At 42.2% G+C, this 20,289-nt stretch carries 15 protein-coding genes and 1 pseudogene; all 16 read right to left on the bottom strand.

Features of this window, described 5'->3' with window-relative positions; translation table 11 throughout:
- Positions 1-232: 232 nt before the first annotated feature.
- On the bottom strand, positions 233-1,495 hold the full coding sequence (locus ACQRDX_RS05340) for an MATE family efflux transporter (protein ID WP_427895105.1): 1,263 nt from the start codon (positions 1,493-1,495) through the stop codon (positions 233-235).
- Between the two features lie 32 nt (positions 1,496-1,527).
- Positions 1,528-3,015, bottom strand: a complete 1,488-nt coding sequence (thrC, locus tag ACQRDX_RS05335; protein WP_427895107.1) for a threonine synthase — start codon at positions 3,013-3,015, stop codon at positions 1,528-1,530.
- 141 nt (positions 3,016-3,156) lie between these two features.
- Positions 3,157-4,449, bottom strand: coding sequence for a uracil-xanthine permease family protein (locus tag ACQRDX_RS05330; RefSeq protein WP_427895109.1), 1,293 nt, complete (start codon positions 4,447-4,449; stop codon positions 3,157-3,159).
- Positions 4,450-4,785: 336 nt separating this feature from the next.
- Complete coding sequence (gene adhE, locus ACQRDX_RS05325; RefSeq protein WP_427895111.1) at positions 4,786-7,434, bottom strand: bifunctional acetaldehyde-CoA/alcohol dehydrogenase; 2,649 nt, start codon at positions 7,432-7,434, stop codon at positions 4,786-4,788.
- Positions 7,435-7,643: 209 nt separating this feature from the next.
- Positions 7,644-9,446: an acyltransferase family protein gene (locus ACQRDX_RS05320; RefSeq protein ID WP_427895113.1), complete on the bottom strand. Its 1,803-nt coding sequence runs from the start codon at positions 9,444-9,446 to the stop codon at positions 7,644-7,646.
- Positions 9,443-9,850 (bottom strand): hypothetical protein, encoded by a 408-nt coding sequence (locus ACQRDX_RS05315; protein ID WP_427895115.1) that lies wholly within the window; start codon positions 9,848-9,850, stop codon positions 9,443-9,445. Before ACQRDX_RS05315 ends, ACQRDX_RS05320 begins: the two co-directional genes overlap by 4 nt.
- Positions 9,851-9,859: 9 nt before the next feature.
- Positions 9,860-10,288 carry a low molecular weight protein-tyrosine-phosphatase gene (locus ACQRDX_RS05310; RefSeq protein ID WP_427895117.1) on the bottom strand — a complete coding sequence of 143 codons (429 nt, stop codon included), beginning with the start codon at positions 10,286-10,288 and terminating at the stop codon, positions 9,860-9,862.
- A gap of 103 nt (positions 10,289-10,391) precedes the next feature.
- Complete coding sequence (ruvB, locus tag ACQRDX_RS05305) at positions 10,392-11,399, bottom strand: Holliday junction branch migration DNA helicase RuvB (protein WP_354368599.1); 1,008 nt, start codon at positions 11,397-11,399, stop codon at positions 10,392-10,394.
- Positions 11,400-11,615: 216 nt separating this feature from the next.
- Entirely contained in the window at positions 11,616-12,914 is a 1,299-nt protein-coding gene (gene purB, locus ACQRDX_RS05300) for an adenylosuccinate lyase (RefSeq protein WP_427895120.1), read from the bottom strand.
- 249 nt (positions 12,915-13,163) lie between these two features.
- Positions 13,164-13,502 (bottom strand): annotated as a pseudogene (locus tag ACQRDX_RS05295) (SRPBCC family protein).
- 121 nt (positions 13,503-13,623) lie between these two features.
- Positions 13,624-13,848, bottom strand: coding sequence for a hypothetical protein (locus tag ACQRDX_RS05290; RefSeq protein WP_029187795.1), 225 nt, complete (start codon positions 13,846-13,848; stop codon positions 13,624-13,626).
- A gap of 30 nt (positions 13,849-13,878) precedes the next feature.
- On the bottom strand, positions 13,879-14,946 hold the full coding sequence (gene purK / locus ACQRDX_RS05285; protein WP_427895122.1) for a 5-(carboxyamino)imidazole ribonucleotide synthase: 1,068 nt from the start codon (positions 14,944-14,946) through the stop codon (positions 13,879-13,881).
- Positions 14,933-15,421 carry a 5-(carboxyamino)imidazole ribonucleotide mutase gene (gene purE / locus ACQRDX_RS05280; protein WP_024383089.1) on the bottom strand — a complete coding sequence of 163 codons (489 nt, stop codon included), beginning with the start codon at positions 15,419-15,421 and terminating at the stop codon, positions 14,933-14,935. Before purE ends, purK begins: the two co-directional genes overlap by 14 nt.
- A 25-nt stretch (positions 15,422-15,446) precedes the next feature.
- Entirely contained in the window at positions 15,447-16,709 is a 1,263-nt protein-coding gene (gene purD, locus ACQRDX_RS05275) for a phosphoribosylamine--glycine ligase (protein ID WP_427895125.1), read from the bottom strand.
- A 162-nt stretch (positions 16,710-16,871) separates the two neighbouring features.
- Entirely contained in the window at positions 16,872-18,212 is a 1,341-nt protein-coding gene (locus tag ACQRDX_RS05270; protein WP_427895127.1) for a LysM peptidoglycan-binding domain-containing protein, read from the bottom strand.
- Positions 18,213-18,416: 204 nt separating this feature from the next.
- Complete coding sequence (gene purH, locus ACQRDX_RS05265; RefSeq protein WP_427895129.1) at positions 18,417-19,964, bottom strand: bifunctional phosphoribosylaminoimidazolecarboxamide formyltransferase/IMP cyclohydrolase; 1,548 nt, start codon at positions 19,962-19,964, stop codon at positions 18,417-18,419.
- Positions 19,965-20,289: the final 325 nt, after the last annotated feature.

Below are 20,289 nucleotides of genomic sequence, written 5' to 3'. Positions count from 1 at the left end.
ATTTTATTCACGATGGCGACGACGTGCTGTCAGACCTAGACCTGTTGCTAGTGTTAACATTCATTAATCTGGGGTAGCTTTACCACTTAGTGAAGTTTGGCTCTTGGAAGTATCCAATCTTCTCCTTGAACTGAGATAAATTGACGCATACTACTTCTTCCTTACCACCAAATCCTTTTGTCAAGGGGTTTTGTGGCAAAAAATTAAAAAAGCAGGTTTTAAATCTGCTTTTTTATGTTGATTTTTTTAATATCTTAGATTTTAGATAGAGAAAGGCAAAGCGCCAAATGTTATCGGCTATAGTAGCCAACCAAACGCCTGCCAAGCCTAGTCCAAGAGGGAGAGCTAAGAGATAGCCTAAGCCGATACGTATCCCCCACATGCCGATACTGGTCGCATAAAATGGCAGCTTTGCTTTTCCCAAGCCTTGAAAGACAGCCGTATAGATCAAAGTCCCAGAGGTTGCCAAAGTCCCTAAAAATGAAAAGAGGAGAACGACAGAAGAATAGCTTTGGACCGCACTATCTTGGCTAAAGGCTGCCGACAAGGGAGTGCCACATAGCCAAACAAGACCACTAATCGTTGCCATCAATAGACTAGATAAAAGGTAAGCCTCTTTAATCAATGTCTTTAGTTTGCTCCAATCCTCCTCTTTTTTTGCCTTAGCCACAAGGATGACCGTTGCTGTCGCTAAGCCCAGACCTGGCATGTAATTAAACTGGGTGAGGGTCTCACCGATGGCATTTCCGGCAACCGCCTTTGTCCCTAGCATCACCACGATAGCCACGATAACCACATCGCCTAACCGCATCATCAGACGCTCACCTGCTATGGGCAAAGCTTGCGCCAAAAAGTCTTGAGATACTCTTAACTCAGGGATAAGGACAGCTAAATCTAGCTTGGCAAAGAAAAACAGGATGCTACAACCTATCAGACGAGACAAAACTGTCGAGATAGCCACACCTGCTACCCCAAAGTCAAAGATAAAGACAGATAGAGCTGATAAGATAGCATTTAACAAATTAGTCCACAGACTGACATAGGCTGGGAGTTGTACCTTTCCTTTTACCCTTAAAATAGCACCTAAGCTAGTAAGATAAGCAAGGCTAAAAGAACCTCCTCCAACAATAGCTAGATAAAGTCCACCTAAGTCTGACAGATTTTTTTCTGCTCCCAATAGACTAAGCAGTTGTGAAGAAAAGAGCATGGAGATCAAACCAAGGCAGGTACTAAGCCAAAAGGTGAGAGAGAAGGCTTGTCTGATACTAACTCTTGTCAACTGTTGGCTGGCTAGGCGGCTAGAGATAGCAGCTGCTAAAGCAATAAAGAGAGCTTGGTAAACTGCCAGGATGTTATTGGCTACTGCTACACCCGAAATGGCTAAAACGCCTAATTGCGCCACTAGATAGTTGTCAACGACCCCCATCAGCATCTGAAGGAGATTTTCTACAATAGCTGGTAAAGCTATTTTCATCAATTCTTTTCTATATAACATGGTATGACAAAAATAGAGCGGGAATCCCCACTCTATTTAACTCCTAGATAAGTTTCAACGGCTACTTGCATGTCTGCTGCGGCTACAACAGTGGTATGGCGTACCGGTGCTGTTTGAAGACCATCCACGGCCTTAGGAATAGCAACACCTGATAAGGCATGTAACTCTTCTACAGCTTTGAAATCATCGCCACTATCTTTTCCTGTTACAGCTGATACAGCCACTCTCGGAAACTTGTATGGGCTAGCTGTTGAGGCAATCACTACCTTGCTTTGATCGCCTGTTTTTTCTGCATAAGCTTGATAAACTGCTGATGCTACCGCTGTATGAGGATCTTCAATGTAATTGGCTTCTTTGAAGACACGGTTAATCTCTGCTTCTGTTTCTGCTTCTGTCGCAAATCCTGCAGCAAACAAATCAAGAATAGCCGTATCGACATCTTCTAGACGGTATTCACCTTTTTCTACCAAATCTGTCATCAAGGCTTTTGTTTTTGCGGCATCATTTCCAAGAAGGTGGAAGATCAGACGCTCAAGGTTAGACGAAACAAGAATATCCATTGATGGGCTTGTGGTTACCTTGAAGTCACGTTTTTTATCGTAAGTTCCTGTGTTAAAGAAGTCCGTTAGAACATTGTTTTCGTTTGACGCACAAATCAACTTGCCAATTGGGACACCAATCTCACGCGCATAATAAGCCGCTAAGATATTACCAAAGTTCCCTGTTGGGACAGTAATATTAATCTGTTCACCGTTTTCAATCGCACCTGCTTTTAACAACTGCGCATAAGCATAGACATAATACACAACTTGTGGCACAAGACGACCAACGTTCATCGAGTTGGCTGATGAGAACTGGGCACCTTTATCTAGCAATTTAGCACGAAGCGCTTCGTCATTAAACATGTGCTTAACATTGGTCTGTGCATCGTCAAAGTTTCCATCAATGGCAATAACATGTGTGTTATCTCCAGTTTGAGTGGTCATTTGCAACTCTTGGATTTTTGAAACACCATCTTTTGGATAAAAGACAATAATCTCAGTGCCTGGAACATCAGCAAAGCCTGCCATCGCAGCCTTACCTGTATCACCTGATGTCGCAGTTAAGATGACGATTTTATTGTCCACACCCTGCTTTTTAGCAGATGTTGTCAAAAGATAAGGGAGGATAGACAAAGCCATGTCTTTAAAGGCAATGGTTGAGCCATGAAAAAGCTCTAGATTGTACTGATTCCCTAACTTGACTAAAGGAGCAATGACTGGCGTATCAAACTTATCATCATAAGCGTTGGTGATACAGTAGTCCAACTCTTCTGCTGTAAAATCATCTAGGAAAGCTGAAAGGACTAATTTTGCCACTTCTTGATAAGAAGCATCTTTAAGTTGGTTAAAGTTAAGCTCTACTTGAGGGGTTGTGATCGGCGTAAAGAGTCCACCATCCGTTGCCAAACCTTGTAAAATAGCTTGACTAGCAGTTACCTTATTATTTTCATCACGGGTTGATTGATATACTAATGTCATGATTGTTCCTCATTTTTATAGATAGTCTTCTTTTTATCATACCATAATTGTCAGAAAATTGATACAGATTTGGCGCAATATCCTAAAGTTTTCTCAGCCTATTCAAAAAAGCTAGGTGTAAAATCCTAGCTTTTTAAAGGGTTATTCTTCAATTTCATCATTGGACGCCGCTGGCAAGACAAGGTTTAAGAGAACACCAACCAAGGCAGCCAAGGCTGTTCCTGAAATCACAAGATCAGAACCGATTTTTAAGACACCTCCGCCAAGACCTAAAACAAGCATGGCACTAGCAATCACCAAGTTACGTGACTCCATAAAGTTAACACGCGCCTTAATCAAAACTTTCAACCCATTACTTGCAATAACACCATAAAGGAGAATAGACATCCCTCCCAAAACAGCACTTGGAATGGTTGAAATCAAAGCTGTAAACTTAGAAAAGAAACTCAACCCAATAGCAATAAAGGCGGCATTACGGATCACTGAAACACTAGCGATACGTGTCAAACCAACAACACCAGTATTTTCGCCGTAAGTCGTATTGGCTGGACCACCGATAAAGGCGGATACAGCTGTTGCAACCCCATCACCAATCAAGGTGCGATTTAAACCTGGCTTTTTCAAGAAGTTACGACCACAAATTTCACCTAAAACCATGTGATCTCCGATGTGTTCTGCAATTGTCACGATAGCAATTGGTAAAATAGCAAAGGCTTCTGGTCCAAAGTAAAGGTTGTATTCTTTAAAACTCTTAATCCCTGTCGCAAACGGTAAGCTAATATCTGGTAGGGCAAACCATGCTGCTTCTTTAACTGGTGTAAAATCTACCATCCCTAAGCAAACAGCTACCAGATACCCCCCTACAATTGCAATCAAAAATGGGATAACACGCATAAAGCCACGGCCACGTGTTTGAATAGTTACCGCAATCATGAAGCTCACGGCAGCAACTAACATATTTTTCCAGTTCCCATCTTCCACAAAACCAGCTGATGTTACCGCTGTATTGGCAAGTCCTAAACCGATTACCATAATCATCGGCCCAATGACAATTGGAGGTAAAAGGCGGTCAATCCAAGCTGTTCCGATTTTTGAAACCACTAAGGCTACGACCACATAGATCAAGCCGACCATCATGATACCAGTTTGTCCTGCGCTGATATCTCCTCCCATCTGCTCCTTGGCAAAAGCCATCGCTGAAATGTAGGCAAATGAAGAACCTAGGTAAACTGGGACACTAAACTTGGTAGATACCATATAGATCAATGTCCCTATCCCTGAAGCCAGTAAAGCTGTCGAAACAGACATCCCTAATAAAATCGGAACTAGGATTGTCGCTCCAAACATTGCAAAAACGTGCTGTACACTCAGTAACAAGCCTTTTGCAGTATCTGGCTTTTCATGAATATCAAATAATAAACGTTTCTCTGCCATTTTATCTCCTTTTTCCTCCTATTTGGATGGCATCTAAATAGGAAGGTGTTTTTTCTATTGGACTTATTTTTGACAAAAAAATAAGTCTCCATAACGAAATGAGACTTGGGTAGATTGATTTTCGATAAAGTTACACCACAAAATAAATGCAGATTTAGTATTTTCTGCTCCTGTTTTGTAGTTTATTGTTCGAAGTCCCTTAGTAGGCTCCCTGTCCTACCTTAAAAGTCCTAATTTCAATTATCCATTTTACCTAATTTCTCCATCCTTGACAAGCCCCTAAATCAAAAAATGAGATTGAAACAGCGTGTGTTTCAATCTCATTGGCTGATAAACTTATTTTAGACGTCCTGGGCGTTCTTTGTAGCCATAGAAAGCATCTTCGATGATTTCTTGCATGTGATCCACCATAGCCAGACGTGGGTTAGCTGGGGTACACTGATCTTCGTAAGCAAGAAGCGCTAATTCACGAGAGTGTTCTTTCAACTCTTTCTCGTCAATACCTTGTGCTTTCAGATTCATCTCAATACCAATACGCTCACCAAGGTCATAGACAGCTTGTGCATAAGCTGCGACAGCTTCTTCTGGTGTTGAACATGGCAAACCTAGCATACGAGCAATATCTTGGTATTTTTCATCTGCTTTGTAGTAGTTGTATTTAGGCCATGTTGCTGTCTTAGATGGACGTGTTCCGTTATAGCGGATAACATATGGTAATAAGATCGCGTTAGTACGACCGTGAACAGTATGGAAACGTCCTCCGATTTTGTGCGCCATTGAGTGTGAAATTCCTAGGAAGGCATTAGCAAAGGCCATACCTGCAATCGTTGAAGCGTTATGCATTTTTTCGCGTGATGCAAAATCTGCATTTTTAACAGAACTTTCTAGGTTTTCAAAAACAAGCTTAATGGCTTGAAGAGCAAGACCATCTGTAAAGTCGTTGGCTACTGTTGACACATAAGCTTCTGTGGCGTGGGTCAAAACATCCATACCAGTGTCAGCTGTAACATGAGCTGGCACGGTCATAACCAAGGCAGGATCCACAATAGCAATGGTTGGTGTCAATGAATAATCTGCAATTGGGTATTTGCGGTTATTAGCCTTATCAGAGATAACAGCAAATGGTGTCACTTCTGATCCCGTACCAGATGTGGTTGGAATAGCGATAAACTTAGATTTCTTACCAAGCTCTGGGAATTTAAAGGCACGTTTTCGGATATCCATGAATTTTTGAACAAGGTCATGGAAGTCCACTTCTGGTTGCTCATAGAAGAGCCACATAACCTTAGCCGCATCCATTGGTGAACCACCACCTAGTGCGATAATGGTGTCTGGTTTAAAGGTACGCATCATCTCGGTTCCTTTATAGACCGTTGTGATGTCTGGATCAGGCTCAACATCTGCAAAGATTTGATAGACCACATTATTGCGACGAAGGTGAAGTTGCTCCAAAATACGATCCAAGAAACCAAACTCAACCATGGCATGGTCAGTTACAATCATGACACGTTCAACATCACGACATTTTTGGAGGTATTGAATAGAATCACGTTCGAAGTATGTTTTTGAAGGAACTTTAAACCACTGCATATTGTTTCTACGTCTTCCTACTTTTTTGATGTTCAAGAGATTAACCGCACTCACGTTATCACCGATAGAGTTACGGCCATAAGAACCACAACCAAGTGTTAATGATGGTAAGAATGAGTTGTAAACATCACCAATACCACCGAAGGTAGATGGTGAATTCCAAATCACACGAATGGCACGAACCAAAGTTCCAAATTCTTTGGCTAAAGCGGCATCTTCTGTATGGATAGCGGCAGAGTGACCTAATCCATCAAACTCAACCATGAGACGCGCTTTTTCAAGACCATCTTCACGAGAATCTGACTTCAAGACAGCAATTACTGGTGACAATTTCTCGCGTGTCAAAGGCTCTTTAACGCCAACTTCTTTACACTCTGCTGCTAGGATATTTGTGCCTTCAGGAACTGAGAAGCCTGCTTGTTCTGCAATCCAAGTCGCTGGTTTTCCGACGATGTTTGGATTTAATTTAGCTTCTGCACAATTTTTACCGTTGGCTTTAGCTCCAAAGCAAAATTCTTCTAGGAGAGCTTTTTCTTTTTTATTAACAAAGTAAGTGTGATAGGATTTAAACTCTTTGACAAAGTCATCATAGATTTCTTTATCAACAATTACAGCTTGCTCTGAGGCACAGACCATACCGTTGTCAAATGATTTAGACATGACAATATCATGAGCTGCCTGACGAACGTTAGCAGACTTTTCAACATAGGCTGGAACGTTACCTGCACCCACACCAAGAGCTGGCTTACCACATGAGTAAGCTGCGCGTACCATGGCATTACCACCTGTAGCAAGAATCGTAGCAATTCCATCATGGTTCATCAAAGCCGCGGTCGCTTCCATTGAAGGTTTTTCAATCCACTGGATACAGTTTTCAGGAGCTCCTGCAGCAATGGCCGCATCACGCACAATACGAGCAGCATGTGCTGATGACTCTTGAGCTGATGGATGGAAGGCAAATACAATAGGGTTACGTGTTTTGAGAGAAATCAATGATTTAAAGATTGCCGTTGAGGTTGGGTTAGTAGTTGGTGTAATCCCACAGATAACTCCTACAGGCTCTGCAATCAATGTTAATCCTGTTACATCATCTTCTTCGATGACACCAACTGTTTTAGTATGGCGCATATTATTCACCACATGCTCGCAGGCAAAGAGGTTTTTAGTTGCCTTGTCCTCGAAAACACCACGACCTGTTTCCTCATAAGCATGCATAGCCAAAACACCATGAGCATCTAGGGCTGCCACTGAGGCTTTTGCAACGATGTAATCTACTTGTTCTTGATTAAGTTTTCGCATCTCCTCTAGGGCAACAAGACCTTTTTTCACTAGAGTATCGACATGCGCTTGTGCTTCAAGTGCTTTTTCTTCTTTACTTACAGTTTTATCAGCCATATTTTCCTCCAAAGTGATTCAACAAGTTTGTTAAATCTTTCACATTTGTTACGTTTTCTATTATAGCTTACTGGATTAGTTTTGTAAACCCTTTCATGTTAATTTGTGTAATTTTCCTATTTTTAACGGTAAAAAATGAGACTAGGCTGATGCACCTAGTCTCAATCGTTTATTCTAAAATATTTTAGCCCAAAGCTCTAGAAAAGAAGTTATTTTTCGCCTTTTGCTGGAGCTTTTGCTGCTTTTTTCAAGGCAGCTTGTAGGGTTTGCGCATAAAGCTTGCCACCTTCTGAATCATCTGAGCCGTTATCTTTATAATGCACGCCATCTGTGCCAGGCCAAATTTCAGGATGATCAACTGCTACTTTATACCAATCTGCTATCGTGATATAGTTGTACTTCTTGGCTAATGTCAACTCATAATCACGCGCTTCTTTAACAGCCGCCTGATTTTCCTTACCGTTATAAGGGGTCACAAAGACTAAGTGGTGCCCTTTAGGTAAAGCATCGATGAACTGCTGAGTATCATCTTTATAATCATAAACCGAATTAACCCCAACGGCGATTACCACTGTTTCTGGAAGGGTCTCATTTTTGATATGATTTTCAAAGATATCAAATGCCAAATCGAAATTACGACTCACCGCAGAGTCTTGCTGAGCATTTGGAAGGTATTGGCTGAGAGCACCGCTTGAGCTGAGGGCAACAGAATCTCCAATAATCAAGACTTGGCTACCTGTTTTACCAATGTTTTCCTTATCCGCTAAATTACGCGTCTGGCGCATTTGATCATTTGATTGGTTAAGTGAGCTCACCAAGAGATTGGTCTCAAATTCTCCCATTTTTGGAGAAACAGTCGTTAAAAAGAGCATCAAAATACCGAGAGCAGCAAAGCTAGTGTAAATCCATTTGCTGTAAGGTCTGAGATCAAAGTCCCATCGGAACAAATGAGAAGACTTGCCTGCAATCAATGGCTCTAAAACATAAAAAGAAAGCGTCGCAAAAAGATAGGACAACAGCACCGTAACCATAACCGCTTGCGTGTTAGAGAGCATTTGTGAAAAAATCACGTAAAACGGCCAATGAAAAAGATAAACACCATAACTCGTATCGGCTAAGTAAGTAACAAAAGCTGGTTCTTTAATGCTCGTTTGATCACTCAAGACGCGGCAGGAATAAATCATGACAGAGGCAAACAAACTTGAGAGAACAAAACCAAATAGATAAGTAAAAAGATGGTCAAAATCCAGAATCAAGCTTAGTAAAAATAACAGCGCAAAACTTCCCAAAACATAAGTGATAACTCTTGAGGTTTTCCATAAGCGAACATTCTTTTTGAAACGCTTGGTTGTATTTTGTATCCCTGTCATCGTTGCAAAAACACTACCGAGAAAGAATGGGAAACTGTGTGTCCAAGTAGAAAAATAAATGCTTGAAAAATTATGGACAAAAAGCGACGAGATAAACATCGCTAAAAAGCCTGCTAAAAACAAGCCACTAGATACTATAAATACAGCACCTCGGTATTGATTGCTATTTCTAACTCTCTTTCCTAAAAACCAGAGCAAGAGCCCCCAAAAGATGTAAAAATGAACCTCAATGGCCAAACTCCATGTATGAACAAAGAGATGCGGGATAAATTGTGCCTCGTAGTTCCCACCTGTCATAATCTCATAAACATTGGTCATAAAACCAAATGTTGCTGCAATTTGGTTACCAATACCTGCTCTAAAATCAGTCTTGATAAGAAGCGTAAAAGGTAAGGTAATCAGGACCATGAGCACCATGGGAGGAACAATTCGATAAAATCGCCTTCTAAAAAAACCAATGATATCAATTTTGTGATTTCTGCTATATTCATCCAATAATAAAGCTGTGATCAGATAGCCAGAAAAAGTAAAAAAGATATCTACTCCAATAAAGCCACCTGGGAACTGCTTTTTAAAAAAATGGTATAACAAGACCAGCAGTAGCCCTGTAATACGTACAAAAGAAAACCATTTTATTCTCATTTTTGATAAATCCCCTGTTTAAATGTTCCCTTATAGACAGCCTTGGTCTCTGTTATCAATGTTCCTTGACCATCGGCCTGACCATTCTTAAAATGCCCCTCATAAGTCCACCCAGCCTTAGCGATAAACTTCCCTTGGCCACTGAAGGTGCCATTTACAAAGTTCCCTTCGTAAACATCTCCATTTTTATAAGTCAGTTTTCCTTGACCATTCATGCGATGGTTGACAACATATCCTGTATATTTGATATTCCCCTCATCTAAGACCAAGCTTGTTTTTGTTTGAAAATTCAAAACCAAAACTGACAAGGAACACGCAAAAATGACAATTAAAGTTAAAAACTCCAGCCTCTGCCGTAATATTTCTGGAGTTAGTTTCAACCTAGCTCGTTTTTCCTTCTTCATACTTATCCTCTAATCTCCATTTGCTTTTTCAAACCAAGCTTGACACCCTTTTGTGACTAGGGCATAGGTTTCTTCAAAATCACCTGTATAATAGGGATCAGGCACACCAACCTCACCAAAAAGGTGAATCTTATGATCAAACTCACCAGCTGATAAGCTTAACAGATCCGCAACGTTTTGCTCATCCATCCCTAAAATTAAATCAAATGTCTTCAAATCATCCAAACTAATCTCTTGTGAGCCTTTTGTGTGATCGTAAGCAATATGATAGTTATTTAAAATCGCCTGAGTTCCTCTATGAATAGGATTTCCATGTTCCCAACTAGATGTTGCTCGACTTTCAACTTGCCAATCTGTACCTTTTGCAATATCTTTCATCACAAACTCCGCCATTGGACTGCGACAGATATTACCCAAACAGACAAAACAGACTTTCATAGGATATCTCCTTTACTCTATTGTTACTATTATACCTAAATTAAGGAAAATAAAAAAGGGAGTGAGAAAATCCCCTTAAAATAAGGGGTCACTCCACCTTAATCTATGATTTTTTCGCCAAAGAATAGTCATATCCCAAATGATCGTAAGCTTTCTCTGTTGCCACTCGACCTGTTCGTGTCCGCATCAAAAATCCTTTTTGAATCAGATAAGGCTCGTACATATCCTCAACCGTCTCTCTCTCCTCAGCAATATTGACAGAGAGAGTTCCAAGACCAACTGGCCCTCCACCATAAAGCTCAATCATGGTTCTTAGAATCTTTTGATCTACATAATCAAGCCCTTCTCTATCAACATCAAGCATGGTGAGGGCATCATCTGTCATCTTTTCATCAATATGACCATCTCCCATAATCTGAGCATAGTCTCGAACACGCTTGAGCAGACGATTGGCAATGCGAGGTGTCCCACGACTTCGCATGGCGAGTGATTTTGCCGCTTGATGCACAATATCCATTTCAAAAATATCAGCTGTTCGCTCAACAATCTCTGTCAAATCATCCAGCTCATAATATTCCATATGCCCTGTAATTCCAAAACGAGCACGCAAAGGATTAGACAGCATCCCTGCCCGCGTCGTTGCCCCAATTAGCGTAAAAGGGGGTAACTCTAGATGCACACTACGGCTGGCTTCTCCTGCCCCAATCATAATATCAATATAGAAGTCCTCCATAGCACTATAGAGCACCTCTTCTACTGCCATTGGCATACGGTGAATCTCATCAATAAAAAGGACATCTCCTGCCTCTAGATCATTTAAAATAGCCACCAAGTCCCCTGCTTTTTCGATACTTGGACCTGTTGTCTGTTTCAGATTCACTCCGAGTTCATTGGCAATCACAAAAGCCATCGTAGTTTTACCAAGTCCTGGTGGTCCAAAAAGAAGGACATGATCCATCGCTTCATCACGCAACTTAGCCGCTTCAATAAAAATCTTCAGCTGGTTTTTGACCTTATCCTGCCCAATATATTCTTTTAAATATTGAGGACGGAGGGTACGCTCTGCATACTCCTCGTCCCCCATCATATCGTTATCTAAAATTCTTGTCATAGACCTATTTTACCATAAATTCTCTAACGATGAAAAGTTGAGCCAAAAGAAAGAGCCCTGTCAGACAGGACCCTTTCAGGAGATTTATGAAAAGAATATCAGCTAAATCTAGCTGATACTACTGAACAAGTGTTCAGTAGAAGTTTTAGGATAAAAGTAGTATAAACCTTCAACCTTAAACTTTCCTTAAGCTCTCAAATTATTGATAAATTGTTATTACTCCCCTAATCCGATACGTTCAAAAACCTCATCCACACGTTTAGCATAGTAGTCTGGGTTGAAGAGTTTATCGATTTCTTCCTGGCTGAGTTTGGCTGTCACGCGCTCATCCGCTTCGAGAAGGGGCTTGAAGTCCACTTGATTATCCCATGACTGTGCGGTTTTTGGTTGCACCAAGTCATAGGCTTCCTCACGGGTCATACCTTTTTCAATCAAGCTGAGCATCACACGCTGGCTGTAAATCAAGCCAAAAGTTGACTCCATATTGCGTTTCATATTTTCAGGGAAGACAGTCAAGTTCTTGACGATATTACCAAAACGGTTGAGCATATAGTTGATAAGAATGGTCGTATCCGGCGTGATAATCCGCTCCGCTGACGAGTGGGAAATATCGCGTTCGTGCCAAAGCGCCACATTTTCAAAAGCCGTCACCAAGTGACCACGCACCACGCGAGCCAGACCAGTCATATTTTCAGAGCCGATAGGGTTGCGTTTATGGGGCATAGCAGAGCTGCCCTTTTGGCCTTTGGCGAAATACTCTTCGACTTCGCGTTGTTCAGATTTTTGTAGCCCACGGATCTCTGTCGCCATACGCTCAATAGACGTTGCAATCAAGGCTAAAGCTGAGAAATATTCTGCGTGAAGGTCACGAGGAAGGACCTGGGTCGAAATTTCCTGCGGACGAATGCCTAATTTACCACAAACATACTCTTCCACAAACGGCGGAATGTTGGCAAAGTTTCCAACCGCACCTGAAATTTTACCAGCTTCAACGCCCTTGGCCGCCACATCAAAGCGCTCCATGTTGCGTTTCATTTCGCTATACCAAGTTGCCAGTTTCAAACCGAAGGTCGTTGGCTCCGCATGGACACCGTGGGTCCGGCCCATCATGATGGTGTACTTGTGCTCACGTGCCTTGTCAGCGATGATATTGGTGAAGTTTTCAAGGTCACGACGGATAATGTCGTTAGCCTGCTTGTAGAGGTAGCCGTAAGCCGTATCTACCACGTCGGTCGAAGTCAGACCATAGTGGACCCACTTGCGTTCCTCACCAAGACTTTCCGAAACCGCACGTGTGAAAGCCACCACATCGTGACGGGTTTCCTCTTCAATCTCTAAAATACGGTCGATATCAAAAGTTGCCTTCTCACGAATCAAGGCCACATCTTCCTTGGGAATTTCACCCAACTCAGCCCAAGCCTCATCAGCGAGGATTTCCACCTCCAACCAAGCCTTATACTTGTTCTCTTCACTCCAAATAGCCGCCATCTCCGGGCGGGAATAACGATTGATCATTGTTTATGATACAGAGGGCGTTAAGAAAGCGAGAGAAAAATAGGAAACTGACGCTGTGTGCTAACACACAAGACAGTTTATCTTTTTTCCGACGCTTCTAGCCCGAGTTCAAATACTCGAATCTGCCCTCTCTCCTTTCCATTTATTTTATAATTTTATTGCTTAAGGAAGTCCGTAGCCTGTATTCAGTTCAGAGAATACGATGCTCTTTCTTTTCTGTTCTCTATTCTATTTTACTTGCAGTTCTTTTTATAAATCTTGAAAATACTGCTTTGTTATTTTCTCAAATAAAGCCAGACAAATAGTATTAAGAGAGTATTTTTTACAACAATATCTTCTGTAAAATCCAGAGTTGTCTGACCACCATGATCATAAAAGTGTCCTAGCCAAGTACCTTAGAGATTTTTATTTTCAAACTCAAGTTCCTAGAATTTGTACAAATCAACTTTAGTCTCCTTAAAATTTGTCTGAATACCGTTCTGGTAGTATTCAATAAATTGGCTATCATCTCTACTTTTCAAATTGCCCAAAATGACTTCTTCAAGTTTAATTCGATAAGTCTATTACAATTTCCCATACCTTATCAATGGGATGAAAAAAGTTACTTTCATATTATGTTTTACCATACATTTACTCCTAGTTCATTTAACCACTAGCTTGATACTAGATTGGCATAAATATGGCATAGATCCCTAAAAATATTATATCCTCACTCAAACTCCTCTTTACCTATTGCAACAGATGGATAATGTCCCATTTTGGGAAGATCCCTGTCTAATGGCAAGTCATAAATAGCAAGATAATCATTGGGATACTGTATCTGTAACTCTGCCATCTTTTCAGAAATAGACTGCTCATTTTTAGAAGCAAAAACAACTTCAACCACGCCAGTTTTATGACTTTCAACAAAGGCATGAACAATAATTTTAATCACAGAAATCCCCCCTTTATAACTTTCCGCTCCCTACATCTCTACCTCAACATCCTCTGTCAACACCGTCACATGTCCCATTTTGCGATTGTGCTTTGCTTCTAGTTTACCATAAAAGTGGGGATGGGCGGTAGGATTTTCTTGAAGAAAGGTTTGAGCTGCTTCCATGTCTTGTCCTAGGACGTTGATCATAACGGCTGGAGAAAGCAGGCGGATAGGAGGTAGAGGCTCCCCTAGAATGCCTCGGATATGGGTATCAAACTGTGAAAAATCACAAGCTTCAATGGAATAATGTCCTGAATTGTGTGGTCGAGGGGCAATCTCATTCACAAGAATTTCTTGCCCTGCCACAAACATTTCAACGCAGAGGGTGCCTGCTAAATGGAGCTTGTCAGCAATTTGCAGAGCCATGGTTTTGGCTTTTTTAGCTAGTTCATCTGAAATACGGGCAGGCACGATGGTCTTGTAAAGAATATTATTGCGGTGGATATTTTCCTGTACAGGAAAGACGGTGTAGTCGGAGCCATTACCAGACACAAGGACGGAGATTTCCAGGTCGAAATTCACAAACTCTTCCAAGACACACTCGGCAGAGTTGGCTAACTGACTAGCCTCTACCAAGTCCGCCTCTTCTCGAATAACCTTCTGACCATGTCCATCATAGCCCCCAGTGGCTGTCTTCAAAACGTAGTTTTTGCTGAGGTCCAGTCCTTCTAGGTCTAGGCTAGAAGTGACGACTTTGTAGGGGGCGACTTGCACGCCAGCTTTTTTTGCCAAAAAATCCTTCTCAAAAATACGGTTCTGGGAAATGCGGAGGAGGTCTGTCCCTTGAGGGAGCTGACCGTCCTTGATGACCGCGTCCAGCCCGTCGGCATCAACATTTTCAAACTCGTAGGTCAGGACATGACACCGCTCCGCCAGCTGTTTGAGGGCCACCACATCGTGATAGGGAGCGACGATAACCTCGCTAACCTTGGAGGCTGGGCAGTCCGCCGCAGGATCCAGCGTGATGACCTTGTGGCCCATGTAAATAGCGGAAATAGCCATCATCTGCCCTAGCTGACCACCACCGATAATTCCGATTGTCTTAGATGAGGTCATCTGTCATCGCCTCCGCAATTTTTTCCTGTTCCTTGGCAAAATCTGCCAACTGAGCTGCAATGGTTTGGTCTTCAATGGAGAGAATGCGAAGAGCTGTCAGGGCTGCATTGGTCGCACCTGCCTCACCGATCGCCATAGTCGCAACGGGCACGCCACCCGGCATCTGCACGATAGAATAGAGCGAATCCACACCACTGAGGGCACGGGATTGGACAGGCACGCCGATGACAGGCAAGGTGGTCTTGGCTGCTACCATACCTGGCAAATGAGCCGCACCACCCGCTCCTGCGATGATGACCTTGATGCCACGGCCACGAGCTTCCTCGGCGTGACGGAACATGAGGTCTGGGGTGCGGTGGGCAGAGACTACTTTCTTTTCATAGGCTACGCCAAATTTATCCAGCACATCGGCTGCTTTTTTCATGGTTTTCCAGTCGGAACTAGAGCCCATGATGATGGAAATTGGAATGTTCATGCTTGTCTTTCCTTTTCTGTATCCCTTATTTTACTGCCTTACTTCCAATATCTGTCCGATAAAAGAGTCCTGTCGTATCCTGATTTTTCAGCTCAAGGTAAATTTTTTCCTGGGCTTCTTGGACGGTGTCTGCTGTGGTGACTAGCATATAAACCCGACCGCCGTTAGAGAGCAGTGCTCTGCTATTTTCCGCAAAACGCGCCCCTGCATAATAGGTCGTAATGTCACCCTCAGTCTTAGCCGGCAAGGCAACGCCTTTTTCATAATCCAGAGGGTAGCCATTTGATGCCACAACTACCCCCAGCGTCACGCCGCCGTCTAGCCAAGTAATCTGTGGCTCTCTACCTTCTAAAATATCAGTGATATTTTGGGCAAAGTCTGATGTCAAACGAGGCAAGATAATTTGGGTTTCAGGATCCCCAAAGCGAGCGTTAAACTCGATAACCTTAGGCCCTTGCTCCGTCAAAATCAAGCCTGCATAGAGAATCCCAAGATATGGACGACCTTCTGCTATCATCCCATTAAGAACAGGCTTGATGATGGTGTCAACTGCCGTGTCCACCACACTTTGAGGAAGATGAGGAACTGGCGCATAAGCCCCCATACCACCTGTGTTTGGTCCCTTATCCCCGTCAAAGGCACGTTTGTGATCTTGGGCAGTCGGCATAATGTAGAACTTATCACCGTTGACAAAGGCAAAGAGAGAGAACTCCTCACCTGCCAAGAACTCCTCGATGACCACACGCGCACCTGAGTCACCGAACTTATTGTCTAAAAGCATGTCACGCGCCGCATCGACTGCTTGCTCAACAGTTTCTGCAACCACTACACCTTTTCCTAGCGCTAAGCCATCTGCCTTCACCACGATTGGTGCGCCTTGCTTTTCGATATAGGCTTTAGCTTCTTCGAAATCTGAAAATGTGCCATAGGCTGCTGTTGGAACGTCGTACTTGACCATGATTTCCTTGGCAAAGTCTTTTGACCATTCCAGCTCTGCGGCTAACTTTTTAGGACCAAAGGCTTTTAGTCCTGCCTGTTCAAAATCATCGACAATACCTGCTGCTAAGGCATCATCTGGACCAATAAAGGTCCAAGAAATATCATTTTCTTTGGCAAAGGCAATCAATTTAGAATGTTCGGAAATTCCAATATCAACCAAATCCAGACCATCCAAGGTCATACCATCATTTCCAGGAGCGACAAAAACCTGCTCGACACTGTCAGATTCTAATAATTTCTTTGCAATCGCATGCTCACGACCGCCAGACCCCACAACAAGTAACTTCACAGATGAAACCTCATTTCACGAATTTTATATACCGATTATACCAAAAACAATCGTCTATTTCCAATAAAATCTGGTAGTTGTAAGGGAAATTGATAAAAGAGTTCGGTTCATAACAAAAAATCAACCAGGGCTTACGCTGGCTGATTTTCTAAAAATAATAGATTACCCATTAAAAGAAATGTGAACGTGATCATAGTGATTTTCTGTCACACTGCCACGATCTGGCATGAGATTCCAAGTGTTAGCTGGACCATAGATATTGTTCACTGGGGCATAAAATTGTTGCTCCCAAATAATATAAGAAATATTGGCAGAAGCCATATTATCAATAGCGTACTGAGCCACTTGATCGCCTAAATCTGACCCTACTGGTACCATGACATCAACAGCAAGACCTTGTCCGTGATCTTGAGGATCTCCTGGACGGTAGCCCCCGATATCACTGATTCCAAATTGATTAGCCACAGCTTGTTGGAAGCTAGCTGCGACAGGTTGAAGACCAGTACTATTGACCGCAACATTAGTTTGACTAGGCGCTGCCGCCTCACTTGTAACAGTTGCAACTTCTGATACTGGTTGAGCTTCTGAATGCACAACCTCTGAGCTAGCGACATATTCACTAGCAGGAGTTTGATTGACAATATCGGCTGTCAAGCTAGCAACGGTACTACTGTCTGAATTAACAGAAGTTGCTTCTTCGGAAGTTACTGCCTCAGAACTAGCTGTAATAGAAGCGGGAGCGACCTCTGAGCTGGCGACATATTCGCTAGCTGGAGTTTGATTGACAATATCAGCTGTCAAGCTAGCAATGGTACTACTGTCTGAGGTAACAGAAGCTACTTCTTCTGAAGTTACTGCCTCAGAACTAGCCGTAAGAGAAGCAGGAGCAATCTCTGAGCTGGCGACATATTCACTAGCAGGAGTTTGATTGACAATATCAGCTGTCAAGCTAGCAACTGTACTGCTATCAGAGTTAACAGAAGCTGATTCTTCGGAAGAAACCTGCTCAGAATTTGCAAGTGCTGTGGTCGCTGGTGCAGATGAAGCGACTGCTTGCTCTGAAACTGCTTCTGATATTGGTTTTAAATCAACAACTTGATCTTGCATCACTACTTGTTGACTAGCTAAATCAGCAGTGGCAACCACTTCATTTTGCAGTGGATTTTCTGTTGGAACTGAAATTTCAACAGAAGTGGCTTGATGATTTTGATCATAAACCGTTTTTAAGACAGTATTTGGAAAAATGAGATCCACATTGGCAATCTGATTAATTTGTGCGAGAACCGCTAAATCAATCTCCATCGCCTCAGCAATGCTACTAAGAGTATCCCCGTATTGAATCGTATAGGTCACACTATTATTTTCTTCAATCAGATTTGCTTTAACTTCTTCTACAGTACGCGCTGTCCAGATGCCATCTTGCTCATCAGCTTTAGCATGACTAGCTGCAAATAGTGATAACGTCAGTGTTGAAGCAAGGACAATTTTTTTATTAATAAACATTTTTCTTCCCTTTCGTTCTCTCGATAGAAAATATCTTAACATAAATTTTGAGTAAAAAATGTCTATTTAAGGCTTCTTAAAGAAACTGTGTCATAGATGTAACATTTTGATACACTTGTCATAAACTACTAATTAATAGTAATCCAAACAAAAAGAAGCTGGAAAATTCCAGCCTCTCATGATTCTATTTTTTAAATATCAGGTTTAATGACGGAAATGTCTCACGCCTGTAAAGATCATGGTCAAGCCATGTTTGTTAGCAGCATCGATAGAGTCTTGGTCACGCACAGAACCACCTGGTTGGATGATGGCTTTAATGCCTGACGCTGCGATTTCTTCGATATTATCGGCAAATGGGAAGAAAGCATCTGAAGCAAGGACAGCTCCCTCAAGACGCTCCTTAGCCTGCTCAATAGCGATACGAACAGAGGCAACACGATTGGTTTGACCAGGGCCAACACCAAGTGTCATCTTGTCATTTGTGACAATGATACCATTTGATTTGACATATTTACAAGCTTTCCAAGCAAACTCAAGTGCAGCTTGTTCTTGTTCTGTTGGTTGGCGATCCGTCACCACTTGCCAATCAGATGGATTTTCTGTTACGACATCTTGGTTTTGTACCAAGAGACCTCCGACAACACCTGTGTATTCTTTCTCAATTTCACTCTCATCTTGTGCATCAAAAGCCAACTCAAGAAGACGGAGATTTTTCTTTTTATTGGTTAAAATAGCTAGCGCTTCTTCTGTATAGCTTGGTGCAATGATGATTTCTAAGAAAATCGGGTGCATCTTTTCAGCCGTCGCAGCATCTACTTCTCTGTTCAGCACAACTATGCCTCCGAAAATGGATACAGGGTCAGCCTCATAAGCATAATCCCAAGCTGTCTCGATGTCATCTGCTTGACCGATACCACATGGGTTCATGTGCTTAAGTGCCACAACCGTTGGACGATCTTTAAAATCACGGATAATACGAATAGCCGCATCCGCATCACGGATATTGTTGAAAGACAATTCTTTACCATTCAACTGTTTAGCTGAAGCAATAGAGTAATCCGTTGGTAAAGCTTTTTGATAAAAGTCTGCATCTTGTTGTGGATTTTCCCCATAACGCATCGGCTGTTTGAGGTCGTAAGTCAGAGTTAGTTTTTCAGGCTTAGTTTCTCCGACTTGTGCCGTAAAGTACTCTGCAATCAAGGCATCGTAAGCTGCTGTATGACGGAAAACTTTCGCTGCTAGGCGTTGACGTGTTTCATAAGTTGTTTCTCCATCAGCTGACAATTCATCAAGTACTACAGCATAGTCTGCTGGATCAACAACAACGGTCACGCTAGCATGATTTTTGGCTGCAGAGCGAAGCATTGAAGGTCCACCAATGTCAATGTTTTCAACCGCATCGGCATAAGTCACATCTGGTTTGAGGATAGTTTCCTTGAAAGGATAAAGGTTAACCACCACCAAATCAATCAAGCCAATTTCATGGTCTTGAGCCGCCTGCAAGTGACTTTCTGTGTCACGACGCGCCAAAAGTCCACCATGGATTTTTGGATGAAGCGTCTTAACACGACCATCCATCATTTCAGGAAAACCTGTCACATCATCAATGGCAATGGTTTTAACCCCAGCAGCATCAAGGGCAACCTTTGTTCCTCCAGTTGAGATAATCTCCCAACCAAGTTTTGTCAATTCTTGGGCAAAGTCAACAATGCCCGCTTTATCTGATACACTAATCAGTGCGCGTTTAGTCATGTATTTTTCCTTTCTTGGAATCTATCATTTCTTTTGCTTATAACTATGGTAAACAGTCCATACAAGTGAAGCAACCGCTGAATCTAACGCCATTCTTCAAAAATGTGTCATAAAGGTTATCACACTATCTGCCAAGCCAATACAAACAAGGTATATGAGAGTTGTCAGCATGATTGTTTTCACTACTAGTACCTCTTATCAACATATAAACTGATGAAAAAAGCTAGAATGCTCGCAAGAAAAATAGCGATACTTTCTCGTAAACTTTTATCTAAGAAAAACAGTAGCAATTGGTTGAAAATAGTTGCCAAAATAAGATAAGAGC

The sequence above is a fragment of the Streptococcus sp. SGI.013 genome, from assembly GCF_050315295.1.
In the GTDB taxonomy this organism is placed as follows: domain Bacteria; phylum Bacillota; class Bacilli; order Lactobacillales; family Streptococcaceae; genus Streptococcus; species Streptococcus porcorum.
Note: the sequence above shows the minus strand (reverse complement) of the source record. Positions and strands in the feature narration are given on the sequence as shown.

Coding starts and splice junctions, on each gene's coding strand:
- ACQRDX_RS05340 (WP_427895105.1), bottom strand. CDS start 1,495: ATGTTATATAGAAAAGAATTGATGAAAATAGCTTTACCAGCTATTGTA.
- thrC (WP_427895107.1), bottom strand. CDS start 3,015: ATGACATTAGTATATCAATCAACCCGTGATGAAAATAATAAGGTAACT.
- ACQRDX_RS05330 (WP_427895109.1), bottom strand. CDS start 4,449: ATGGCAGAGAAACGTTTATTATTTGATATTCATGAAAAGCCAGATACT.
- adhE (WP_427895111.1), bottom strand. CDS start 7,434: ATGGCTGATAAAACTGTAAGTAAAGAAGAAAAAGCACTTGAAGCACAA.
- ACQRDX_RS05320 (WP_427895113.1), bottom strand. CDS start 9,446: ATGAGAATAAAATGGTTTTCTTTTGTACGTATTACAGGGCTACTGCTG.
- ACQRDX_RS05315 (WP_427895115.1), bottom strand. CDS start 9,850: ATGAAGAAGGAAAAACGAGCTAGGTTGAAACTAACTCCAGAAATATTA.
- ACQRDX_RS05310 (WP_427895117.1), bottom strand. CDS start 10,288: ATGAAAGTCTGTTTTGTCTGTTTGGGTAATATCTGTCGCAGTCCAATG.
- ruvB (WP_354368599.1), bottom strand. CDS start 11,399: ATGACAAGAATTTTAGATAACGATATGATGGGGGACGAGGAGTATGCA.
- purB (WP_427895120.1), bottom strand. CDS start 12,914: ATGATCAATCGTTATTCCCGCCCGGAGATGGCGGCTATTTGGAGTGAA.
- purK (WP_427895122.1), bottom strand. CDS start 14,946: ATGACCTCATCTAAGACAATCGGAATTATCGGTGGTGGTCAGCTAGGG.
- purE (WP_024383089.1), bottom strand. CDS start 15,421: ATGAACATTCCAATTTCCATCATCATGGGCTCTAGTTCCGACTGGAAA.
- ACQRDX_RS05270 (WP_427895127.1), bottom strand. CDS start 18,212: ATGTTTATTAATAAAAAAATTGTCCTTGCTTCAACACTGACGTTATCA.
- purH (WP_427895129.1), bottom strand. CDS start 19,964: ATGACTAAACGCGCACTGATTAGTGTATCAGATAAAGCGGGCATTGTT.